Source organism: Streptomyces sp. NPDC048565, assembly GCF_040650935.1.
Taxonomy (GTDB): Bacteria; Actinomycetota; Actinomycetes; order Streptomycetales; family Streptomycetaceae; genus Streptomyces.
In genome coordinates this window covers 134883-152700 of sequence record NZ_JBEZIH010000023.1, presented here as the reverse complement: position 1 = coordinate 152700, position 17818 = coordinate 134883, and the positions used below count along the sequence as shown (strand labels likewise).

General features: G+C 70.2%; 17 protein-coding genes. 9 read left to right on the top strand and 8 right to left on the bottom strand.

The window, feature by feature from the left end; genetic code table 11:
• Both AB0C75_RS26180 and AB0C75_RS26175 read left to right on the top strand, forming a co-directional pair.
• Positions 1–802 (top strand): hypothetical protein (locus AB0C75_RS26180; protein WP_362894141.1); only part of this gene is annotated, 802 nt, incomplete at its 5' end.
• A 35-nt stretch (positions 803–837) separates the two neighbouring features.
• Positions 838–3441 (top strand): insulinase family protein, encoded by a 2604-nt coding sequence (locus AB0C75_RS26175; RefSeq protein ID WP_362894140.1) that lies wholly within the window; start codon positions 838–840, stop codon positions 3439–3441.
• Positions 3442–3518: 77 nt separating this feature from the next.
• Here the strand turns inward: AB0C75_RS26175 and AB0C75_RS26170 are convergent, their stop codons facing one another.
• Positions 3519–3887, bottom strand: coding sequence for a transcriptional regulator (locus AB0C75_RS26170; protein ID WP_362894139.1), 369 nt, complete (start codon positions 3885–3887; stop codon positions 3519–3521).
• Between the two features lie 2 nt (positions 3888–3889).
• Positions 3890–4381: a hypothetical protein gene (locus AB0C75_RS26165; protein WP_362894138.1), complete on the bottom strand. Its 492-nt coding sequence runs from the start codon at positions 4379–4381 to the stop codon at positions 3890–3892.
• A 145-nt stretch (positions 4382–4526) separates the two neighbouring features.
• Here AB0C75_RS26165 and AB0C75_RS26160 point away from each other — a divergent pair, with 145 nt between their 5' ends.
• Both AB0C75_RS26160 and AB0C75_RS26155 read left to right on the top strand, forming a co-directional pair.
• Positions 4527–5420, top strand: a complete 894-nt coding sequence (locus AB0C75_RS26160) for an ABC transporter ATP-binding protein (protein ID WP_362894137.1) — start codon at positions 4527–4529, stop codon at positions 5418–5420.
• Positions 5417–6250: an ABC transporter permease gene (locus AB0C75_RS26155; RefSeq protein WP_362894136.1), complete on the top strand. Its 834-nt coding sequence runs from the start codon at positions 5417–5419 to the stop codon at positions 6248–6250. The genes AB0C75_RS26160 and AB0C75_RS26155 overlap by 4 nt, the downstream gene beginning before the upstream one ends.
• A 31-nt stretch (positions 6251–6281) precedes the next feature.
• Here the strand turns inward: AB0C75_RS26155 and AB0C75_RS26150 are convergent, their stop codons facing one another.
• Positions 6282–6914, bottom strand: coding sequence for a hypothetical protein (locus AB0C75_RS26150; RefSeq protein WP_362894135.1), 633 nt, complete (start codon positions 6912–6914; stop codon positions 6282–6284).
• A gap of 183 nt (positions 6915–7097) precedes the next feature.
• Between AB0C75_RS26150 and AB0C75_RS26145 the strand changes: the two genes are divergently transcribed.
• On the top strand, positions 7098–7424 hold the full coding sequence (locus AB0C75_RS26145; protein WP_362894134.1) for a hypothetical protein: 327 nt from the start codon (positions 7098–7100) through the stop codon (positions 7422–7424).
• A 390-nt stretch (positions 7425–7814) separates the two neighbouring features.
• Positions 7815–9848: a thioredoxin domain-containing protein gene (locus tag AB0C75_RS26140; RefSeq protein WP_362894133.1), complete on the top strand. Its 2034-nt coding sequence runs from the start codon at positions 7815–7817 to the stop codon at positions 9846–9848.
• Between the two features lie 93 nt (positions 9849–9941).
• On the opposite strand, the gene AB0C75_RS26135 is transcribed toward AB0C75_RS26140, so the two are convergent.
• Positions 9942–10625, bottom strand: coding sequence for a hemolysin III family protein (locus AB0C75_RS26135; RefSeq protein WP_362894132.1), 684 nt, complete (start codon positions 10623–10625; stop codon positions 9942–9944).
• Positions 10626–10852: 227 nt separating this feature from the next.
• Here AB0C75_RS26135 and AB0C75_RS26130 point away from each other — a divergent pair, with 227 nt between their 5' ends.
• A complete protein-coding gene (locus tag AB0C75_RS26130) occupies positions 10853–12679 on the top strand; it encodes a phosphoenolpyruvate carboxykinase (GTP) (protein WP_362894131.1) in 1827 nt (608 codons plus the stop codon).
• Between the two features lie 97 nt (positions 12680–12776).
• On the opposite strand, the gene AB0C75_RS26125 is transcribed toward AB0C75_RS26130, so the two are convergent.
• The 3 genes from AB0C75_RS26125 to AB0C75_RS26115 form a co-directional block, all read right to left on the bottom strand.
• The gene (locus tag AB0C75_RS26125; RefSeq protein WP_362894130.1) at positions 12777–13166 is read right to left on the bottom strand and encodes a hypothetical protein; all 390 of its coding nucleotides are present in this window, start codon (positions 13164–13166) and stop codon (positions 12777–12779) included.
• 83 nt (positions 13167–13249) lie between these two features.
• A complete protein-coding gene (locus AB0C75_RS26120; protein ID WP_362894129.1) occupies positions 13250–14461 on the bottom strand; it encodes a pyridoxal phosphate-dependent aminotransferase in 1212 nt (403 codons plus the stop codon).
• Positions 14462–14689: 228 nt separating this feature from the next.
• Positions 14690–15508: an arylamine N-acetyltransferase gene (locus tag AB0C75_RS26115; protein ID WP_362894128.1), complete on the bottom strand. Its 819-nt coding sequence runs from the start codon at positions 15506–15508 to the stop codon at positions 14690–14692.
• A gap of 149 nt (positions 15509–15657) precedes the next feature.
• Here AB0C75_RS26115 and AB0C75_RS26110 point away from each other — a divergent pair, with 149 nt between their 5' ends.
• Positions 15658–16224 carry a Uma2 family endonuclease gene (locus AB0C75_RS26110; RefSeq protein WP_362894127.1) on the top strand — a complete coding sequence of 189 codons (567 nt, stop codon included), beginning with the start codon at positions 15658–15660 and terminating at the stop codon, positions 16222–16224.
• Between the two features lie 37 nt (positions 16225–16261).
• Here AB0C75_RS26110 and AB0C75_RS26105 read toward each other — a convergent pair whose 3' ends face one another.
• On the bottom strand, positions 16262–16753 hold the full coding sequence (locus AB0C75_RS26105) for a MarR family transcriptional regulator (RefSeq protein ID WP_362894154.1): 492 nt from the start codon (positions 16751–16753) through the stop codon (positions 16262–16264).
• A gap of 109 nt (positions 16754–16862) precedes the next feature.
• Between AB0C75_RS26105 and AB0C75_RS26100 the strand changes: the two genes are divergently transcribed.
• Positions 16863–17747, top strand: coding sequence for an EamA family transporter (locus AB0C75_RS26100; protein WP_362894126.1), 885 nt, complete (start codon positions 16863–16865; stop codon positions 17745–17747).
• Positions 17748–17818: the final 71 nt, after the last annotated feature.

Genomic DNA, 17818 nt, shown 5'->3' with positions numbered 1-17818 from the left:
CGTACCCGCGCCACACCTGCTCGCCGAGATCCGACGGCTCGGTGACCGGGACGTGAACCCCGCATCCGGAGGGCGCCCGGTGACGGGCATACCGGACGGCGGTTCCCGCATCTACGACGTGAACGGCGCGGAGTCGCTGGCCGCTCTGCTGCTGCGCGAGGGACCCGTGTCCGCGGCGGAATCGGCGTTGCGCGCCATGGGCCGGACGCTCGCCCGGCTGCACGCGCTGCAGCCCGGTCCCGGCTTTCCCACCGACCCCGCTCGGGGGGCCGAGCGGCTCCTGCGGCAGCTCACGGTCGGCGGAGCCGACGCAGGAGCCGATGCCGGCGCTCCGGGGCAGCGCACCGACGTGCTGCTCCGTGACCGGCTGGGGCCGCGCCGCTGGAGTGCGCTGCGGCGCTGGTGCGCGCTCACCGTCGAGGACCGGCGGTACCCGGTGTTGTCCCACGGCGCCCCCGGCCTCGGCTCGGCGGTGCCGGTACAGGACGGTGACGGCACAGTCGGCGCCGAGCTGCTGACCGGCGAGGACCTGTGCCTGGCGCCCTGGTACCTGGATCTGGGGTGGGTCGCGGGGGAGTTGATCGAACTCTGCTGGCAGTGCGGCGGCGACTTCAGGGCGTGGCAGGCGCTGCTGGACGCGCTGGAAGAGGGCTACGGGCGGGAGCCGGGGACCCCCTGGTCCCGTGCGGCCGCCGTAAGGATCGCTCTTCACCTGCACGACTACAGCGCCTACGTGGCAGCACTTCCCGACGACGAGGTGCGGCGCTATGCCGACTTTCTGGCCTACCTCATCGATCTGTGACCGAGAACCAAGAACGACAGCGGGGAGCCTTGGCGATGCGCAGCGCCGGCAAGAAGCAGACGTGGACGTCCGCGGGGGGCACAGCAGGCGTCGGGCCGCTCAGGGCCACTCTGTCCAACGGGCTCCGGGTGCTGCTCGAACCGCGTCCGGAGGCGGCCAGGGTCGCGCTCTGTGTCACGTACGGGGTGGGCTTCAGGTCCGAACGCCCTGGCCAGGAGGGCCTGGCGCACCTCTTCGAGCACCTGATGTTCCGAGGCAGCGAAAGCCTGCCCGACGGGAGGTTCTTCGAGCACGTGCACCGCTTCGGCGGTGAGGCCAACGGAACGACGCACCAGGACTACACGGACTACTACCAAGTGGTCCCCTCGGCCGTTCTGGAACCGGCGCTGTTCGGCGAGGCCGACCGGATGCGGGCCCCCCGGTTCACCCCCGAGACACTCGGCGGGCAGCTGGCGGGCGTCGAGCAGGAGATTCGGGAACGGACGGTCGACCCTCCGCTGGGCGGGTTTCCGTGGCCACTTCTTCCGCAGGTGCTGTACCGCAATCCCGCGAACGCACACGACGGGTTCGGCGACATCGAACGGCTCAGGCGGGTCGGCCTGGACGACTGCGCCGAGTTCTTCGAAACGCACTACGCCCCCGGCAATGCCGTGCTCACGCTGGTCGGTGGCTTCGAAGCGGACCGGGCCATGGCCCTGATCGAACGACACTTCGGGGACATCCCGGCGCGTGTGCTGCCGGCCCGACCGGTGTTGGACGAGCCGCTGGACGGCCAGGACAGATGGCTGCGTTACGCCGGGGCGGGAGTGCCGGGCACCGCGGTCGCCGTGGGCCACCCGCTGCTCGGTCCTGACCGTGACCTGGACGGCTATCTGGCGGCGATGGTCCTCGCCCGTGTCCTCGGCGGACGAGGCCTGCCGTCGGAGCCGGGAGGGGCAGGCCATGGCCTGCTGGCCAACGCCGGCTGTGGCTTCTTCGGCCCACTGGACGCCCGAGACCCGGACGCCTTCCTCGTGGTGGGCTCGCTGCCGCATGGCGCGGACCCGGAACAGTTCGCGGGGGACGTGCGGTGTGCCCTGGAGGAGCGGGCCGTGACCCGCCTTCCCGCTGCCGAGGTGACGGCGCACGCCCGCGGCCTCGGTGTGCGGCATTTGCGCAGGCAGGCCGACCTGAGCGCCCGGAGCCGGAGCCTGGGGCGTTTCGAGCAGCTGTTTGACGATGTGAGCCTGCTGGACGAGACCCCGCGGCGGCTGGCCGAACTGGCGCCGGACCAGATTTCCGGTGCGGCGGCCTCTCTGGCCCGTGCGCATCAAGGAGTGCTCGCCGTGGGGTCGTGGCCCGGAGAAGAGCGGCGCCCGGCCCCGCTCACCCACGGCGCACCACCCCACGACGACCGCCGCCGCCGTGCGTACCGCAGCGCCGGGCAGCTCGCCAGGAGTCCGGAGGGGCCGAGGCCCGTCCCAGCGGCGGACCTGCAGCGTCCGATGCCTGTGCGGGCCACGTACGACGAGGTGCTGCCGTCCGGACTGCGTCTGCTGGCCGTCACCGACAGCCGGGACGCCCCCGCTGAGATACGGCTTCGACTGCATCTGGGCGCCTTTGCGCTGACCGCGCCGCACGCGACCACCCCTATGGTCCGGGCACTGGTCCGGGGCACGGGCGCGGACCGTTCGCTGCGGGAACTCGGTGGCGGACTCACGGTGAGGATCAGCGAGGACGGCCAGTGGTTGGAGGCAGCCGGGTATGCGCCGGCCGAGGAGCCCGAGGCCGTCCTCGGCCCCTTCGCCGACCTCGCCGTACACCTGCGCACCGTCTCCGGACAGGCCCTCGGGAGTGCGGACAATGCGGGCGGCGCGAGTCAGGATGCCGCCGTGTTCGGCCAGGCCCTGGACCGGGAGCTCTGGGCCGCGGCGGATGTGCGGGATCCGGCGCTTCCCGGTCTGCGGGGCGGAAGCCTCGCTGTCGTCGCGGGGTGGGCGGGGGTCCGAGTGGCGCGGGCGGTGCACCGGCTGTTCCCGGACTGCTCGCAGAAAAGTGGCCGGCAGCCCGGTGAGGCCGCCTGGCACACCGGCCGACTGGCGCGGGTGCCGCGGCAGGAGACCGACGACGTGCGGATTCTGCTCTGCCGGCCCGAGCCGCCGGGGCACGACGACGAGGCGGCCCGCTATCTCGCCACGGCATTGCTCGGGGGCTACTTCCGCGGCCGGCTCGGCCTGGCGGCCGGGGCTCAGGGCATCGGAGTGAGCGAACTGTTCACCGGACGAGACCTGTTCGTGGGAACACCACGCGCCTGGATCCGGGCGCGGGTGCCGGGGCAGCAGGCCGGGCTGCTGCTCAAGACCGTGCGGGCGGAGTGCGCTCGGCTGGGCGAGGAGATGCCCGCCGACGCCGAGGTGGCACGGGCGGCGGAGTTCTGCGCGGGACAGCTGTCGTCCGTGTACGACTCCCCGTCGGCACTCGCCGATGCCCTCTCCCGGCTCGGCACGAGAGGCTGGACCGCCGCCGACACCGTGGCCTTCCCCGAGCGGCTGCACGCCGTCGCCCCCGAGGACGTGTCACCTGCGGCAGGACGGCTGTTCGGGGCCGGTCCTTCCAGCGGTGTGCTGCTGGGACGCGGCGCTTACCTGGACTCCCTGTGAGCGAGGTCGAGGGTGAGAGCAGCAGCGGCGGCGACCGGACCCGGCGCTTCAGCAGCCGCGTGAGCCCCCGGCGTCGCTCAGCCCCCGGAGCCGGAACCGGGTTCCGGAGCGGAGCCCGCCGCGCTGCCCCGGGTGGCCGCCCTGTCGACGATGGCCTGGAGGGCCGTGAGGTGTTCGGTCAGAGCGCGCCGCCCCTCCGGGCTGATCTTCAGCCAGGTGCGGGGACGCTTGCCGACGTAGCCCTTGCGCACGGTGAGGTATCCGGCGTCCTCCAGCGTCTTGACGATCTTGCTCAGCGCGGAGTCCGACAACGCGCAACCGTCCCTGACGGCGCGGAACTCCGCCTCGGAGCAGCCGGACAGGAAGGACAGCACGGTGAGCCGGGTCGGATGGTGGATCAGCTCGTTGAGAGCCGGAGCCGAGGAGCGCTCGGGGGAAGTGGGCATGCTCATTCCGCCTGTGCGGAGTGGGGTGCGGCAGCCGAGTCCAGGAGGCGTTCCCGGCTCAGGAGCACCCAGTTCGTCAGGCCGACTCCGATGGCGACGGTGAGAAACAGGGCCGGCCGGCCGAAGGGGACGGCGAGCAGAACGCCCAGTGCCACCGGGGTGAGATACAGCGCGAGGAGTTGCCCGCGGCCGAGGAAGCTGACTGTGGTCCGGATAATTCCCGGCCGGTGCTCGATCCGCTGGGTCAGCACGCACTGGAGGGCGATCAACAGGGCCCCCGCCAGCTGGACCGCGGTGGTCGGCTTCCAGTCGTCCGACGGGAGCAGCCACGACACCCCGATGAGGGACAGGCCCACAAGGAGAAGCAGGCCGTTGGCGGGTGCGTACCAGCCGGGGAGCGGACGTCGGGGGCGCGCGGAGGCTGCTCGGGCCTGCTCCGCCGTCCGCAGGGCCGCGGAAGCCTCGGCCGAACTGGGGCGTGGGGTCTGGGGCATGGGATCTCCGTCCGTCGGCGGGTTGCTGACTCCCATACTGGCATGTACTTTCCTTCCACGAAAGTACTTTCTCGTCGAGACATTCATGTCGGAGCATCGAGCCGGCAGCGACCTATCGACGCGACACGGGGAAAGCGGGGAGTAGTTGGTGGACGTTGACCACGTCATCCACGTCAGGGACCTCCGGATGAGCTACGGCCGACGGAGCATCCTGGACGGACTGGACCTGGACGTACACAAGGGTGAACTCTTCGGACTGCTCGGTCCGAACGGCGCCGGCAAGACAACCACCATCGAAGTGCTGGAGGGGCACCGGCGGCGTACGGCGGGCTCGGTGCGTGTACTGGGCCGCGACCCGCAGCGGGACGACGCCGCATGGCGTGCCCGGATCGGTATCGTGCTGCAGTCGAGCCGGGACCACGGAAGGTGGCGGGTCGGTGAGCTGCTCGGCCACTTCGCCCGCTACTACGCGGATCCGTGGGACCCTGCCGAGCTGTTGCGGCGGGTCGGACTCACGGCCCAGGCCGACCAGTCGGCGTCCACGCTCTCCGGCGGTCAGCGGCGTCGCCTCGATGTGGCGATGGGCATCGTCGGACGCCCCGAACTCCTCTTCCTGGACGAGCCCACCACGGGTTTCGACCCGGAAGCCCGCCGCGACTTCCATGACCTGCTGCGAGAGCTGCGTGACGAACGCGGTATGAGCATCGTGCTGACCACGCACGACATGTCCGAGGCGCAGCAGCTCGCCGACCGCATCGGTGTACTGCAGGCCGGCCGTGTCACCGCCCACGGCACTCTCGACGAACTGACGGCTCATGCCCGCTCGCAGTCCGAGGTCACCTGGATGGCCGAGGGTACGCAGCAGCGGCAGCGGACCGCGGACCCCTCGGAGCTGGTCTGGCAACTGCACCAGAAGTTCGACGGGCCGGTCCCCGGCCTTGAGGTGCGCCGTCCGAGCTTGGAGGACGTCTACCTCGGGATGATCAGTGAAGGCCGCGCCCGTACCCCCGCGGACACCGCCCACAAGGAGGCACAGTGACCCCCATCCACCTCGGCCTCGCACGCGGCGCCCTGGAGCTGCGACAGGCGGCCCGCAGCCGAAAGGACATCTACAACTACCTGCTGCCGCCGGTGTTCTTCCTCGCCGTGGCCTACTGGCGCTCCGGGGACGGCGACACCCATGCCACCCAGCTGGTCCTCGCGGGAGGCATGGCCGCGACCATCTTCATGTTCGGCCTGCTGACAGTGCCCCAGGTCCTCTCCGGAGACAGGGAGGACGGCACGATGCTGCGCCTGCGCGGGGTACCCGGGGCGGTGGCTGCCTACCTGGTGGGCAAGACCGTCTTCCTCCTGGCCGCGCTGGCCTGCTCCGAAGCGCTGCTGCTCGTGGGCGGCACGATGCTGCTGGACGCCGAGCCGCCGAACGGGGCCGAGCAATGGATGACGCTCTGCTGGGTGCTGGCACTCGGCGTGGTGGCGGTGGTGCCGGCGGGCGCTGCCGTCGGGGCGCTGCTGCCGGCTTCCCGGGAGGCGGTGGGTGTCTACATGCTGCCCATGACGGGCCTGATGGTGATCTCCGGGGCCTTCCTGCCGCTCGGGAACATGCCTGGCTGGCTGCAGGACACGGCTTCGGTGTTCCCGCTCCGGTGGATTGCCCAGGGGCTGCGCTCCGCGATGCTTCCGCAGAGTGCCCAGGCGCTTGAGGTCGAAGGCAGCTGGCAGCTCCCGCTCACTGCGGGGGTGCTCGGCGCCTGGGCGATCGCGGGCTTCCTGCTGGCCCCGGTGCTTCTGCGGCGGATGACCCTCAAGGAGTCCGGCAGCCGCCTGTCCGACCGGGACCGCAAGCGTATGACCAGGGCCGCCTACTGAGTCCCGGCGGCTGACGGAACGAGCCGGGCCGTCAGCCGCCGACGTATTCATGGGCGACGAGTGCGACTTCGGTGCGGCTCGCGACCCCGAGTTGCTCGTAGAGGCTCGCGACCCGGCGATGGAACGTGCGGATGGACACACCGAGTTCACGTGCCCTGGTGACGTCCTTGCCGGGGCGGAGCAGGAGCGCGAGCAGCTGTCTGTGATCGGGTGTGAGGGGCGTGGGCGGCAACGACTCGGTGAAATCCGTGGCATGGGCCCACGCCGTGCCGAACAGTCCGGTCACGTTGCGCACGAGGCCGGGCTCCTGGGAGAGCAGTGCCTTGCGGTCGGGGGCGTCGGGGTGTTCCGAGAGGAGGACGGTTTGCTGATCACACACCAGCAGATTGCTCTCCAGTTCCTTCGCGATCCGCACCTCGGCGCCCTCTGCGGCGATACGGCGCAGGAACGACGTGGCTGCCGCGTCCTGAAGGCACGCGGAGGGAAAGAGATACCTTGCGCTTGCCCCCCTGCGTAGACAACTGAATGCCAGGTGCTGGTGCAGTTCGAAGTGTGAAGCGTGCATGCGGTCGACACGCAAGGCGCCGAAAACATCGTGTCGAACGACACGGGACATTTCGTCCAGGCGAAGGCGGGCCGATTCGGGTTGCAGCACCTGATGCAAGCGATTGGGCGTACTTTGATAAGATATGGCGTTGGAATTTTCCCTAAGTGGGCTGAGCATTAGATCCCCAGTGGAGTAAAAGTCCCCGATTACTCATCTACGTCCCACAGCCCGTGCCCCGTTGGATCGGGCGGGCGGTGGTGCGAATTTGATCAGCCTGAACGGCATGTGAGGGAAGTGGCGATGTACTATCTGAAAATGGGTCGATCAGCCCCGAAGCCCGATCTCGGTCCGGTCAAGTCGGCTGTGCAGCAGGCATTGAACGACGCCTCCGAGGTCGAACGTCCCGGGCTGAGCAGGGCCCTTGAGGTCATAGACGGCCTGATCAGGACAGATCAGGGCCCGGCCACCGTGGAGTGGGCCCGTACCACGTTGGCCGTTGCCGGTATCGATCCGTTCGGCAAGGAGACCAAGGCGATTCAGGCACTCCGAGCCGCTCGTCCCGGAATCAAGATTCGTGAGGCCGGTATTCTGGTCCGCGAAGTGAGAGAGTCCGTCGACGGCCGCTGACCCAAAGGGCACCGCGGTTCGACTCCTGGTTCTCGTAAAGGCTGAGGATCAGGAGTTCCGACGCACTGACGGGTCGGGCTGTGGCGCGCCGGATACGGCTGCTTCGAATGTGGCTGCTGTGGCGCCTACGAGAACGGCGCACGGCGCAGAGCATAAATGTCCTATGCGCCCTCCCCCGAGAGTGATGTGCAGACTGGTCAGGTCTTGTTGCGATCTGGTCACGACCCACCCTGACCGCGCAGTAACTCTATAGATACTGTGCAGATTTAATCAACTGTGAACCTGTTACGGCCCGGTGCGGCAGCCCGCGTTGCCCGGCTGCCGCAGTCCTCCGGCCGTAACCCTCGTGGCGCCCGGACGGGACTTGGAGGCATGCGCAAGGATTGGGGCATGGCCAACCGACTCTCGCAGACCACCTCCCCCTACCTGCTCCAGCACGCCGACAACCCCGTCGACTGGTGGCCGTGGTCGCCCGAGGCGTTCGAGGAAGCCAGGCGGCGCGATGTGCCCGTGCTGCTCAGCGTCGGTTATGCGGCGTGCCACTGGTGTCATGTGATGGCCCATGAGTCGTTCGAGGACCCGGCTGTCGCCGACTACCTCAACGCGCACTTCGTGCCCGTGAAGGTCGACCGTGAGGAGCGGCCCGACGTCGACGCCGTGTACATGGAGGCCGTGCAGGCCGCGACCGGTCAGGGCGGCTGGCCGATGACCGTGTTCCTGACCGCCGATGCCGAACCCTTCTACTTCGGCACCTACTTCCCGCCCGAGCCCCGCCACGGCAGTCCCTCCTTCCAGCAGGTGCTCGCAGGGGTCGTGGCCGCGTGGACCGACCGGCGCGAGGAGGTCGCCGAGGTTGCCGGGCGTATCGTCCGTGACCTCGCGGGGCGTTCCCTGACCGTCGCCGAGGGGGGTCTGCCGGGTGAATCCGAGCTGGCGCAGGCCCTGTTGCGGCTGACCCGTGACTACGACGAGAAGCACGGCGGCTTCGGTGGTGCGCCCAAGTTCCCGCCGTCCATGGTCATCGAGTTCCTGCTGCGCCACCATGCCCGTACGGGTGCCGAGGGCGCCCTGCAGATGGCCGCCGACAGCTGTGCGGCCATGGCGCGCGGCGGGATCTACGACCAGCTCGGCGGCGGCTTCGCGCGCTATTCGGTGGACCGGGAGTGGGTCGTCCCGCACTTCGAGAAGATGCTCTACGACAACGCGCTGCTCTGCCGCGTCTACGCCCACCTCTGGCGGGCCACCGGCTCGGACCTGGCCCGCAGGGTCGCCCTGGAGACGGCGGACTTCATGGTCCGCGAGCTGCGGACCGCCGAGGGCGGCTTCGCCTCCGCGCTGGACGCCGACAGCGAGGACCCCCAGGGGCGCCATGTCGAGGGCGCGTACTACGTGTGGACGCCCGCGCAGCTGCGCGAGGTGCTGGGGGAGGAGGACGCCGCCTTCGCCGCCGGGTACTTCGGGGTGACCGATGAGGGCACCTTCGAGGAGGGTTCATCCGTGCTGCGGCTCGTGCGCGGGGACGGGGAGGTGGAGGAGCAGGGCGACGCCGCGCGGGCCGCCGGGGTGCGGGCCCGGCTGCTCGCCGCGCGTGAGCTGCGGGCGCGCCCCGAGCGCGACGACAAGATCGTCGCCGCCTGGAACGGCCTGGCGATCGCCGCGCTGGCCGAGACCGGGGCGTACTTCGACCGCCCGGATCTGGTCGAGCGGGCCACGGAGGCCGCCGACCTGCTCGTACGGGTGCACATGGGCGATGTCGCCCGCCTCTGCCGCACCTCGAAGGACGGCCGTGCGGGGGAGAACTCCGGGGTCCTGGAGGACTACGGCGATGTCGCCGAGGGGTTCCTCGCTCTCGCCTCCGTCACCGGCGAGGGTGCCTGGCTGGACTTCGCGGGCTTCCTGCTGGACATCGTGCTGGAGCACTTCACCGGTGATGACGGGCAGATGTTCGATACCGCCGATGACGCGGAGCAGCTGATCCGCCGCCCCCAGGACCCCACCGACAGCGCGACCCCGGCCGGCTGGACGGCCGCCGCCGGTGCGCTGCTCTCGTACGCGGCGCACACCGGGTCCGAGGCGCACCGTACGGCGGCCGAGGGCGCCCTCGGGATCGTCGGAGCGCTCGGCCCGAAGGCTCCCCGGTTCATCGGCTGGGGACTGGCCGTCGCCGAAGCGCTGCTGGACGGTCCGCGCGAGGTCGCGGTGGCCGGGCCGGTCGCCGGGGAGCTGCACCGCACGGCGCTGCTGGGGCGGGCGCCCGGCGCGGTCGTCGCGGCGGGCGAGGGGCCGGACGCGGGCACCGAGTTCCCGCTGCTGGTGGACCGGCCGCTGGTGGGCGGCGAGCCGACGGCGTACGTCTGCCGGCACTTCGTGTGCGACGCGCCGACGGCGGACGTGGAGGAGCTGGCCGCGAAGCTCGGCGGCTGACAGCGGCTGACGGACGCACGTGGGTGTGCGGCTGCGCAGGTACGGCGAAGGGCCCGGTCGTGGTGGCCGGGCCCTTCGCCGTACGCGGTCAGGTCACTGCTGGTAGGCGACCAGGGAGATGCCGACGTAGTGCACGACGAACGCCGCCAGCGTCAGGGAGTGGAACACCTCGTGGAAGCCGAACCAGCGCGGTGACGGGTTCGGGCGCTTGAGGCCGTAGATGACGCCCCCCGCGCTGTAGAGGAGTCCGCCGACGACGACCAGGACCAGCACGGCGATCCCGCCGGTGCGCATGAAGTCCGGCAGGAAGAACACCGCTGCCCAGCCCATGGCGATGTAGCACGGGGTGTAGAGCCAGCGCGGGGCGCCGACCCAGAACACCCGGAAGGCGATGCCGGCCGCCGCCGCGCCCCACACCGCCCACAGGAGCGGGCGGCTGGTGGACTCGGGCAGCAGGAGGAGCGTCAGCGGGGTGTAGGTGCCCGCGATGATCAGGAAGATGTTCGCGTGGTCCAGCCTGCGCAGGACGGCCTCACCGCGCGGGCCCCACGTACCGCGGTGGTAGACCGCGCTCACGCCGAACAGCAGGCAGGCGCTGAGTATGTACACGGCGCAGGCGACCCGTGCCCGCGTGCTGTCGGACAGGGCGATCAGCGTGATGCCGGCGATGACCACCGCCGGGAACATTCCGGCGTGCAGCCAGCCCCGCATCCGTGGTTTGACCGGGACGGGATCGGTGAGCTCGACGGGTCCGGACCCGGGGGCGGCAGAAGTCATACGCGCATGCTACCTACGCTCCCGTAACCGGGCGGCGCCGCTCATGTCAGTGACCCTCAGTGGTCATGCTCACGTGTGCAGCCCTCTGGACATATGGGCGCGATGGCCGGATGATCGAATGAGCGCGGTCGGCACCGGATGAGCGCCAGGGGAAGTCGGCAGGAGTCAGCATCCGGGTCGCAGCCCCCACGGGGCCTGACAACACCACCTCTCTACAAGGAGCGATCGTGGCGCGAGACATCGCGGCTCCCCTCACTGTTCCCACTCGGCACCAGGAGCTCGCCTCCTGGGTGGACGAGATCGCCGCCCTCACCCAGCCGGACCGCGTGGTCTGGTGCGACGGCTCCGAGGCCGAGTACGAGCGCCTGTGCGAGGAGCTCGTCGCCAAGGGCACCTTCACCCGGCTCGACCCGGTCAAGCGCCCGAATTCGTACTACGCCGCCTCCGACCCGAGCGATGTCGCCCGCGTCGAGGACCGGACCTTCATCTGCTCCGAGAAGGAGGAGGACGCGGGCCCGACCAACCACTGGAAGGCCCCCGCCGAGATGCGGGACATCTTCACGGGCGGGAACGGCGTCTTCCGCGGTTCCATGCGCGGCCGCACGATGTACGTCGTCCCGTTCTGCATGGGCCCCGTCGGCTCCCCGCTCTCCGCGATCGGGGTGGAGATCACCGACTCCGCGTACGTCGCCGTGTCGATGCGCACCATGACGCGCATGGGCCAGGACGTCCTGGACGAGCTCGGCACCGACGGCTTCTTCGTCAAGGCCGTCCACACCCTCGGCGCCCCGCTGGCCGAAGGCCAGGAAGACGTGCCGTGGCCCTGCAACTCCACCAAGTACATCTCGCACTTCCCCGAGGACCGCGAGATCTGGTCGTACGGCTCCGGCTACGGCGGCAACGCCCTGCTCGGCAAGAAGTGCTACGCGCTGCGCATCGCCTCCGTGATGGCCAGGGACGAGGGCTGGCTCGCCGAGCACATGCTGATCCTCAAGCTCACCCCGCCGCGTGGCGGGAGCAGGTACGTCGCGGCGGCCTTCCCGAGCGCCTGCGGCAAGACCAACCTCGCCATGCTGGAGCCCACGATCTCCGGCTGGACCGTCGAGACCATCGGCGACGACATCGCCTGGATGCGGTTCGGCGACGACGGCCAGCTGTACGCGATCAACCCCGAGGCCGGCTTCTTCGGCGTCGCGCCCGGCACCGGCGAGCACACCAACGCCAACGCCATGAAGACCATGTGGGGCAACTCCGTCTTCACGAACGTCGCGCTCACCGACGACGGCGACGTCTGGTGGGAGGGCATGACCGAGGAGCTGCCCGAGCACCTCACGGACTGGAAGGGCAACGACTGGACCCCCGAGTCCACCACCCCCGCCGCCCACCCCAACGCCCGCTTCACCGTCCCGGCCGGCCAGTGCCCGATCATCGCGCCCGAGTGGGAGGACCCGAAGGGCGTGCCGATCTCGGCGATCCTCTTCGGTGGCCGCCGCGCCTCGGCCGTCCCACTGGTCACCGAGTCCTTCACCTGGCAGCACGGTGTCTTCCTCGGGGCCAACGTCGCCTCCGAGAAGACCGCCGCCGCCGAGGGCAAGGTCGGCGAGCTGCGCCGCGACCCGTTCGCCATGCTGCCGTTCTGCGGCTACAACATGGGCGACTACATGAAGCACTGGGTCGAGGTCGGCGCCGACAAGGCCGACCAGTCGAAGCTCCCGAAGATCTACTACGTCAACTGGTTCCGCAAGAACGACGCGGGCAAGTTCGTGTGGCCCGGCTTCGGCGAGAACAGCCGTGTCCTCAAGTGGATCGTCGAGCGCCTGGAGGGCAAGGCGGAGGGCGTCGAGACCCCGATCGGTGTCCTGCCGGCGAAGGGCTCCCTGGACACCGAGGGCCTCGGACTCTCCGAGTCCGACCTCGACTTCCTCCTCACGGTGGACAAGGAGGTCTGGCGCGAGGAGGCCTCGCTGATCCCCGAGCACCTCAACACCTTCGGTGACCACACGCCGAAGGAGCTGTGGGACGAGTACCGCGCGCTGGTCCGGCGCCTGGGCTGAGCAGGCGGGGGCGACATGCGCGAGCCGGGTGAGCGGGGCACCCGGCTCGTCGCGTGGCACCGGTCCACGCGCCTTCGCGACCCGTGGACCGGTGCCGTCAGGGGGCGCCGACCAGGGCGGTCGGTGCGGACAGGGCGGCGGTGTGCGCGTCCATGGCCTCGGCCGCGAGGATCGCCACGGCGGTGTCGGCGCGGGACGCGGCCACCACGAGGACCCGGCCGGCGAGTGCGTGGGCACGGCGGTGCAGAGCCGCCGTGGGCGCCTCGCTCCGTCCTGCGTGCCGGGCGGGCGGCGCGCCGCGCAGCCGGGCGACCTGGGCGGCGATGCGGTCGCCCATGACGGCGAGGCCCAGCTCATCGGTCACGGCGAGCAGGGCCGCGAGATGTCCGGCGAGCTGGATGTCCAGCTCGTCCTCGCGGCTGCGGTGGGGGAAATCGGCGTTGTCGGCCGATGTGTGGACCGATTTGGTGCGGATCGGCTCGTACATGGGATGGCCTCCTGCTGTCGCGTAAGGCCATCCTATCTTAGATTCAGTCTAAAGTTGTGCCAGATCCGGGAGGCCTGGATCTCTCAGGGCTGGCTGTAGCCGTCCAGGAAGTTCCCGATCCGTGTCACGGCGTCGGTCAGGTCCTTGGCCGGCGGCAGCGTGACCACCCGGAAGTGATCGGGATCCGGCCAGTTGAAGCCCGTACCCTGCACCACCATGATCTTCTCGGCCCGCAGCAGGTCGAGGACCATCTGCCGGTCGTCCTTGATCTTGAAGACCTTGGGATCGAGCTTCGGGAAAAGGTACAGCGCCCCCTTCGGCTTCACACAGGTCACCCCGGGGATCTGCGTCAGCAGGTCGTACGCGACGTCCCGCTGCTCCAGGATCCGCCCGCCGGGCAGCACCAGCTCGTTGACCGACTGCCGCCCGCCGAGCGCGGTGGCCACCGCGTGCTGCGCGGGCATGTTGGCGCACAGCCGCATGTTGGCCAGGATCGTCAGGCCCTCGATGTACGAGGAGGCGTGCGCCTTCGGGCCGCAGACCGCCATCCAGCCCGAGCGGTACCCCGCGATCCGGTAGTTCTTGGAGAGCCCGTTGAAGGTGAGCACCATCAGATCAGGGGCGATGGCGGCGGTGGGGGTGTGCGTCGCACCGTCGTAGAGGATGCGGTCGTAGATCTCGTCCGAGCAGACCACCAGGTTGTGGCGCCGGGCGATCTCCGTCAGCCCGCGCAGCATCTCGTCGTCGTAGACCGCGCCGGTCGGGTTGTTCGGGTTGATGATCACGATCGCCTTGGTGCGGTCGGTGATCTTCCGCTCGATGTCCGCGAGATCGGGCATCCAGTCGGCCTGCTCGTCGCACCGGTAGTGCACGGCCGTACCGCCGGCCAGCGAGACCGAGGCGGTCCACAGCGGGTAGTCGGGGGCGGGGACGAGCACCTCGTCGCCGTCGTCGAGCAGCGCCTGCATCGACATCTGGATCAGCTCGGAGACGCCGTTGCCCAGGTAGATGTCCTCGACCCCGAGGTCGATCCCCTTGGTCTGGTAGTGCTGCATCACCGCACGCCGCGCGGACAGCAGGCCCTTCGCGTCGCCGTAGCCGTGGGCGCCCGAGAGGTTGCGCAGGATGTCCTCGAGGATCTCCGGCGGGCACTCGAACCCGAACGCCGCGGGATTGCCCGTGTTGAGCTTGAGGATGCGATGACCTGCGGCTTCGAGCCGCATCGCTTCCTCGAGCACGGGGCCGCGGATTTCATAACAGACGCCGGAGAGCTTCGTGGACTGGATGACCTGCATGTCTGCGAGCTTACGACCGTGTTTCGAGTGGTGCGCCCAGGTCGAGCGCCGGTTGCTCCCTCCGGGGGTGCGCCCGGGCGCGCCGGGTCTTCCATCGGCATGCGGCCCCGGCCGCGGACCGTGGGAACGGCCGGTCGCGGCGGGGCCAGGGCTTGGAATGCGGGCGTGAGCGACGGGACCGGGTGAGATGCGCCACCCGGGGGCCGGGGGCGTCCGGCTCCCGGGTGCTCAGCCCGGCAGGACCGTCCCCTCGGGCATGCGTACGCCGAAGTCCTCGGCCAGCACCCGCAGCACCTCGGCGGAGTCGCTCAGCTCCCGCTCATCGACCGTGCCGTCGTCGGCGGTGTACACCAGCGTCCGCCCGGACAGGGCCCGGTGCACGCCCGGCAGGGTGCGCTGGGCGTACAGCGTCTGCCGGAAGGGCGAGCGCGGATTCGTCGCGATGTGCCAGTTGATGACGTCGTAGTCCGGAGCCTCGAAGGGTTCCAGGGTGAATTCGTACTGGGGCTCCCAGTAGCCGCCCTTGTCCGTCTGCAGCTCCCACATCTCCAGCGGCCCGTCGTGCGGGGCGTGCACGAGCCGGTGGCGGCGCGGGGTGTCGACCAGCTCGGCGTCCACCACGAGCGGGATCGGCTCCACCAGCCCGCCGTTCGAGCCGAAGCCGACATCGGCCAGCCAGGGGGTGCGCTCACCCTCCACGTCCACCTGCATCAGCATGTGCGTACGGGGCCGGATGTCACCGGGCGCCGCGCCCACCACCACCCGCGCGGTCAGCAGCGTGACATGGAAGCCGAGCTGGGTCAGGGCGGCGGTGAGCAGGGTGTTGTGCTCGTAGCAGTACCCGCCGCGCTCGCTGCGGACGAGCTTGCGCTCCAGGTCAGGGACCGCGAGGGAGGGGGCACTGCCGAGGAGGGGCTCCAGATTCTCGAACGGGATACCCAGCAGATGGGCGCGGTGCACGGACCGCAGCACCTCCACGGTGGGGCGGCGGTCCGTGTCTCCCGCCCAGCCGATGCGTGCGAAGTAGGCGTCGAGGTCGAGTGTCATGCTCCGACCCTAGGGGGCGGCTGACGACGAAATCGGGCATGCCCGGCAGGTCGGTGGATCACGCCGTGGCTGGAGCGTGCGTGTCCGGGGGTGCGGAACAATAGGCTGAGCCGAGCAGCGCTGACGAGCGTCGTCGAAGGAGGTGCACCATGACCGCCGAGATGGTGGCACCCGCGTGGATGCATATGCAGATCAGTGCGGAACAGTACGACTCCTGGTCCGAGGAGCAGTGCGCCGGCATCGAGATCGTGGACGGGATGGTCGTCGTGAGCCCGGGCGCGTCCAAGCGGCACAACCGCCTGGCCCGGATCCTGGCCAATGCCCTGGACGACGCAGCAGGCTCCGACTGGAACGCCGACACGGACTTCGATGTCCGTCTGCAGGACGTCCCCCTCACCAACCGCCGCCCCGACGTCGTCGTCCACCGTGCGGAAACCATCGACCTCACGCCCACCCGCCCCGAACATGTGCTCCTGGTCGTCGAAGTCGTGTCGCCCGGATCGGAGACCACCGACCGGATCGTGAAGGTGGACCAGTACGCGAAGGCCGGGATCCCTTTCTACTGGCGCGTCGAACAGCCCCCCACCGGTGTCCCGATCGTCTACACCTACGTCCTCGACCCCGCCACCAAGGCCTACCGGGACGGCGAGATGTACACCGGCGTGATCAAGGTCGCCGCGCCCTTCTCCGTCACCGTGGACCTGGGAACTGTCTGACGGCGGCCCCCATCGCCGCCCGAGCCGCCCGCGCAGCTCAGGGGGCCGGTTGTGGGGGCTCGACGCGGGCCAGCCACGCGGTCAGCAGGGTCTCCAGTTGTGCGGCCTCGTCGGGGGACAGGGCGTCCAGGAGCCGGCGTTCGTTCTGCATGTGTGCGCCGAACGCCTGGTCGATCAGGTCCCGTCCCGCCGGGGTGAGGGCCACGACCCGCCCCCGGCCGTCGGCCGCCGAGCGGCGCCGGCTGACGAGCCCGTCACGCTCCAGGCGGTCGATCCGCTTCGTCATGGCGCCCGTCGTGACCATGGTGTGAGCGGCGAGTTCGCCCGGGGCGCGTTCATAGGGATCGCCCGCGCGCCGGAGCGCGGCGAGCACGTCGAATTCGCCCTCGCCCAGCCCGTGACGGTTGTACACGGCGCACAACTGCTCGGTGAGCAGCGCGCCCAGCCGGTGCAGCCGGCCGATCACGGCCTGCGGACGCACATCGAGATCCGGGCGCTCCCTGGCCCACTCGGCCTGGATGCGCGCCACGTGGTCCAGGGGTCCCCCCCGGGGGCCGCTCGGCGGTTCTTCGGAGTGCTCCCGCTCCTGTTCCTGCATGACTTCCACTATAGCTTCCTGGGAAGGCATAATAACTTCCATGGAAGCCAATGTTCGCTGGACGCTGGTCACGGCCATCGCGCCCGTGGCCTGGGGCACGAACTACTTCGTCACCCATGAGTACCTGCCGGACGGCGACCCGCTGTACGGTGCCGCGATCAGGGCGCTGCCCGCCGGGCTGCTCCTCCTCGCCGTACGCCGACGGCTGCCGCGCGGGTCGTGGTGGTGGCGCAGCGCCGTGCTCGGCCTCCTCAACACGGGTGTCTTCTTCGCCCTCGTGTACATCGCCGCCCAGACGCTCCCGACCAGCCTGGCCTCGACCGTCATGGCGACCTCGCCGATGGTCATGATGATGATCGCCTGGGGGCTGGTCGCGGAACGCCCGCATGTGCGGCACCTGGCCGGGGCGGGCGTCGGTGCCGGGGGAGTGGCGCTCATGCTCCTCACGGGTGAGGCGTCGGCGGCGCCGCTGGGGGTGGCCGCCTCGGTCGCTGCCATGCTCCTGTCGTCCCTCGGGTACGTCCTGGCCAAGCGGTGGGGTGGCGAGGTGGACGTACTCGCCTCGACCGCCTGGCAGTTGACCGCGGGCGGGCTGTTGCTGCTGCCGTTCGCGTGTGTCTTCGAGGGGGCGCCGCCGCATCTGGACGGACCCGCCCTGCTCGGCTTCGGTTATGTCTCCGTGGTGGCGACGGCCCTGGCCTTCGCCGCCTGGTTCGCCGGCCTGCGGCATCTGCCCGCCGCGACGGTGGGCCTGGTCGGCCTGCTCAATCCCGTGACCGGCGTCCTGCTGGGCACACTGATCGCGGGCGAGGTGCTGACGGCGCGCCAGTTCTGCGGGCTGGCCCTGGTGTTGGCCGGTGTCGCACTCGGCAGGCCCGTCGCCCGGAAGGCCCGGGCGGTGCGGGCGGTGAGTCCGCTTCGCTGATCGATCCCCGGCGGCTTGAATTCGCCCCTTGTGGGGCCTCCCTTCATACGCAAACATGCGCATGTCAAAAG

Excerpts from the sequence above, each read along its gene's own strand:
- AB0C75_RS26175 (WP_362894140.1), top strand. The coding sequence starts at position 838 with ATGCGCAGCGCCGGCAAGAAGCAGACGTGGACGTCCGCGGGGGGCACA.
- AB0C75_RS26170 (WP_362894139.1), bottom strand. The coding sequence starts at position 3,887 with ATGCCCACTTCCCCCGAGCGCTCCTCGGCTCCGGCTCTCAACGAGCTG.
- AB0C75_RS26165 (WP_362894138.1), bottom strand. The coding sequence starts at position 4,381 with ATGCCCCAGACCCCACGCCCCAGTTCGGCCGAGGCTTCCGCGGCCCTG.
- AB0C75_RS26145 (WP_362894134.1), top strand. The coding sequence starts at position 7,098 with ATGTACTATCTGAAAATGGGTCGATCAGCCCCGAAGCCCGATCTCGGT.
- AB0C75_RS26140 (WP_362894133.1), top strand. The coding sequence starts at position 7,815 with ATGGCCAACCGACTCTCGCAGACCACCTCCCCCTACCTGCTCCAGCAC.
- AB0C75_RS26135 (WP_362894132.1), bottom strand. The coding sequence starts at position 10,625 with ATGACTTCTGCCGCCCCCGGGTCCGGACCCGTCGAGCTCACCGATCCC.
- AB0C75_RS26125 (WP_362894130.1), bottom strand. The coding sequence starts at position 13,166 with ATGTACGAGCCGATCCGCACCAAATCGGTCCACACATCGGCCGACAAC.
- AB0C75_RS26120 (WP_362894129.1), bottom strand. The coding sequence starts at position 14,461 with ATGCAGGTCATCCAGTCCACGAAGCTCTCCGGCGTCTGTTATGAAATC.
- AB0C75_RS26115 (WP_362894128.1), bottom strand. The coding sequence starts at position 15,508 with ATGACACTCGACCTCGACGCCTACTTCGCACGCATCGGCTGGGCGGGA.
- AB0C75_RS26110 (WP_362894127.1), top strand. The coding sequence starts at position 15,658 with ATGACCGCCGAGATGGTGGCACCCGCGTGGATGCATATGCAGATCAGT.
- AB0C75_RS26100 (WP_362894126.1), top strand. The coding sequence starts at position 16,863 with ATGGAAGCCAATGTTCGCTGGACGCTGGTCACGGCCATCGCGCCCGTG.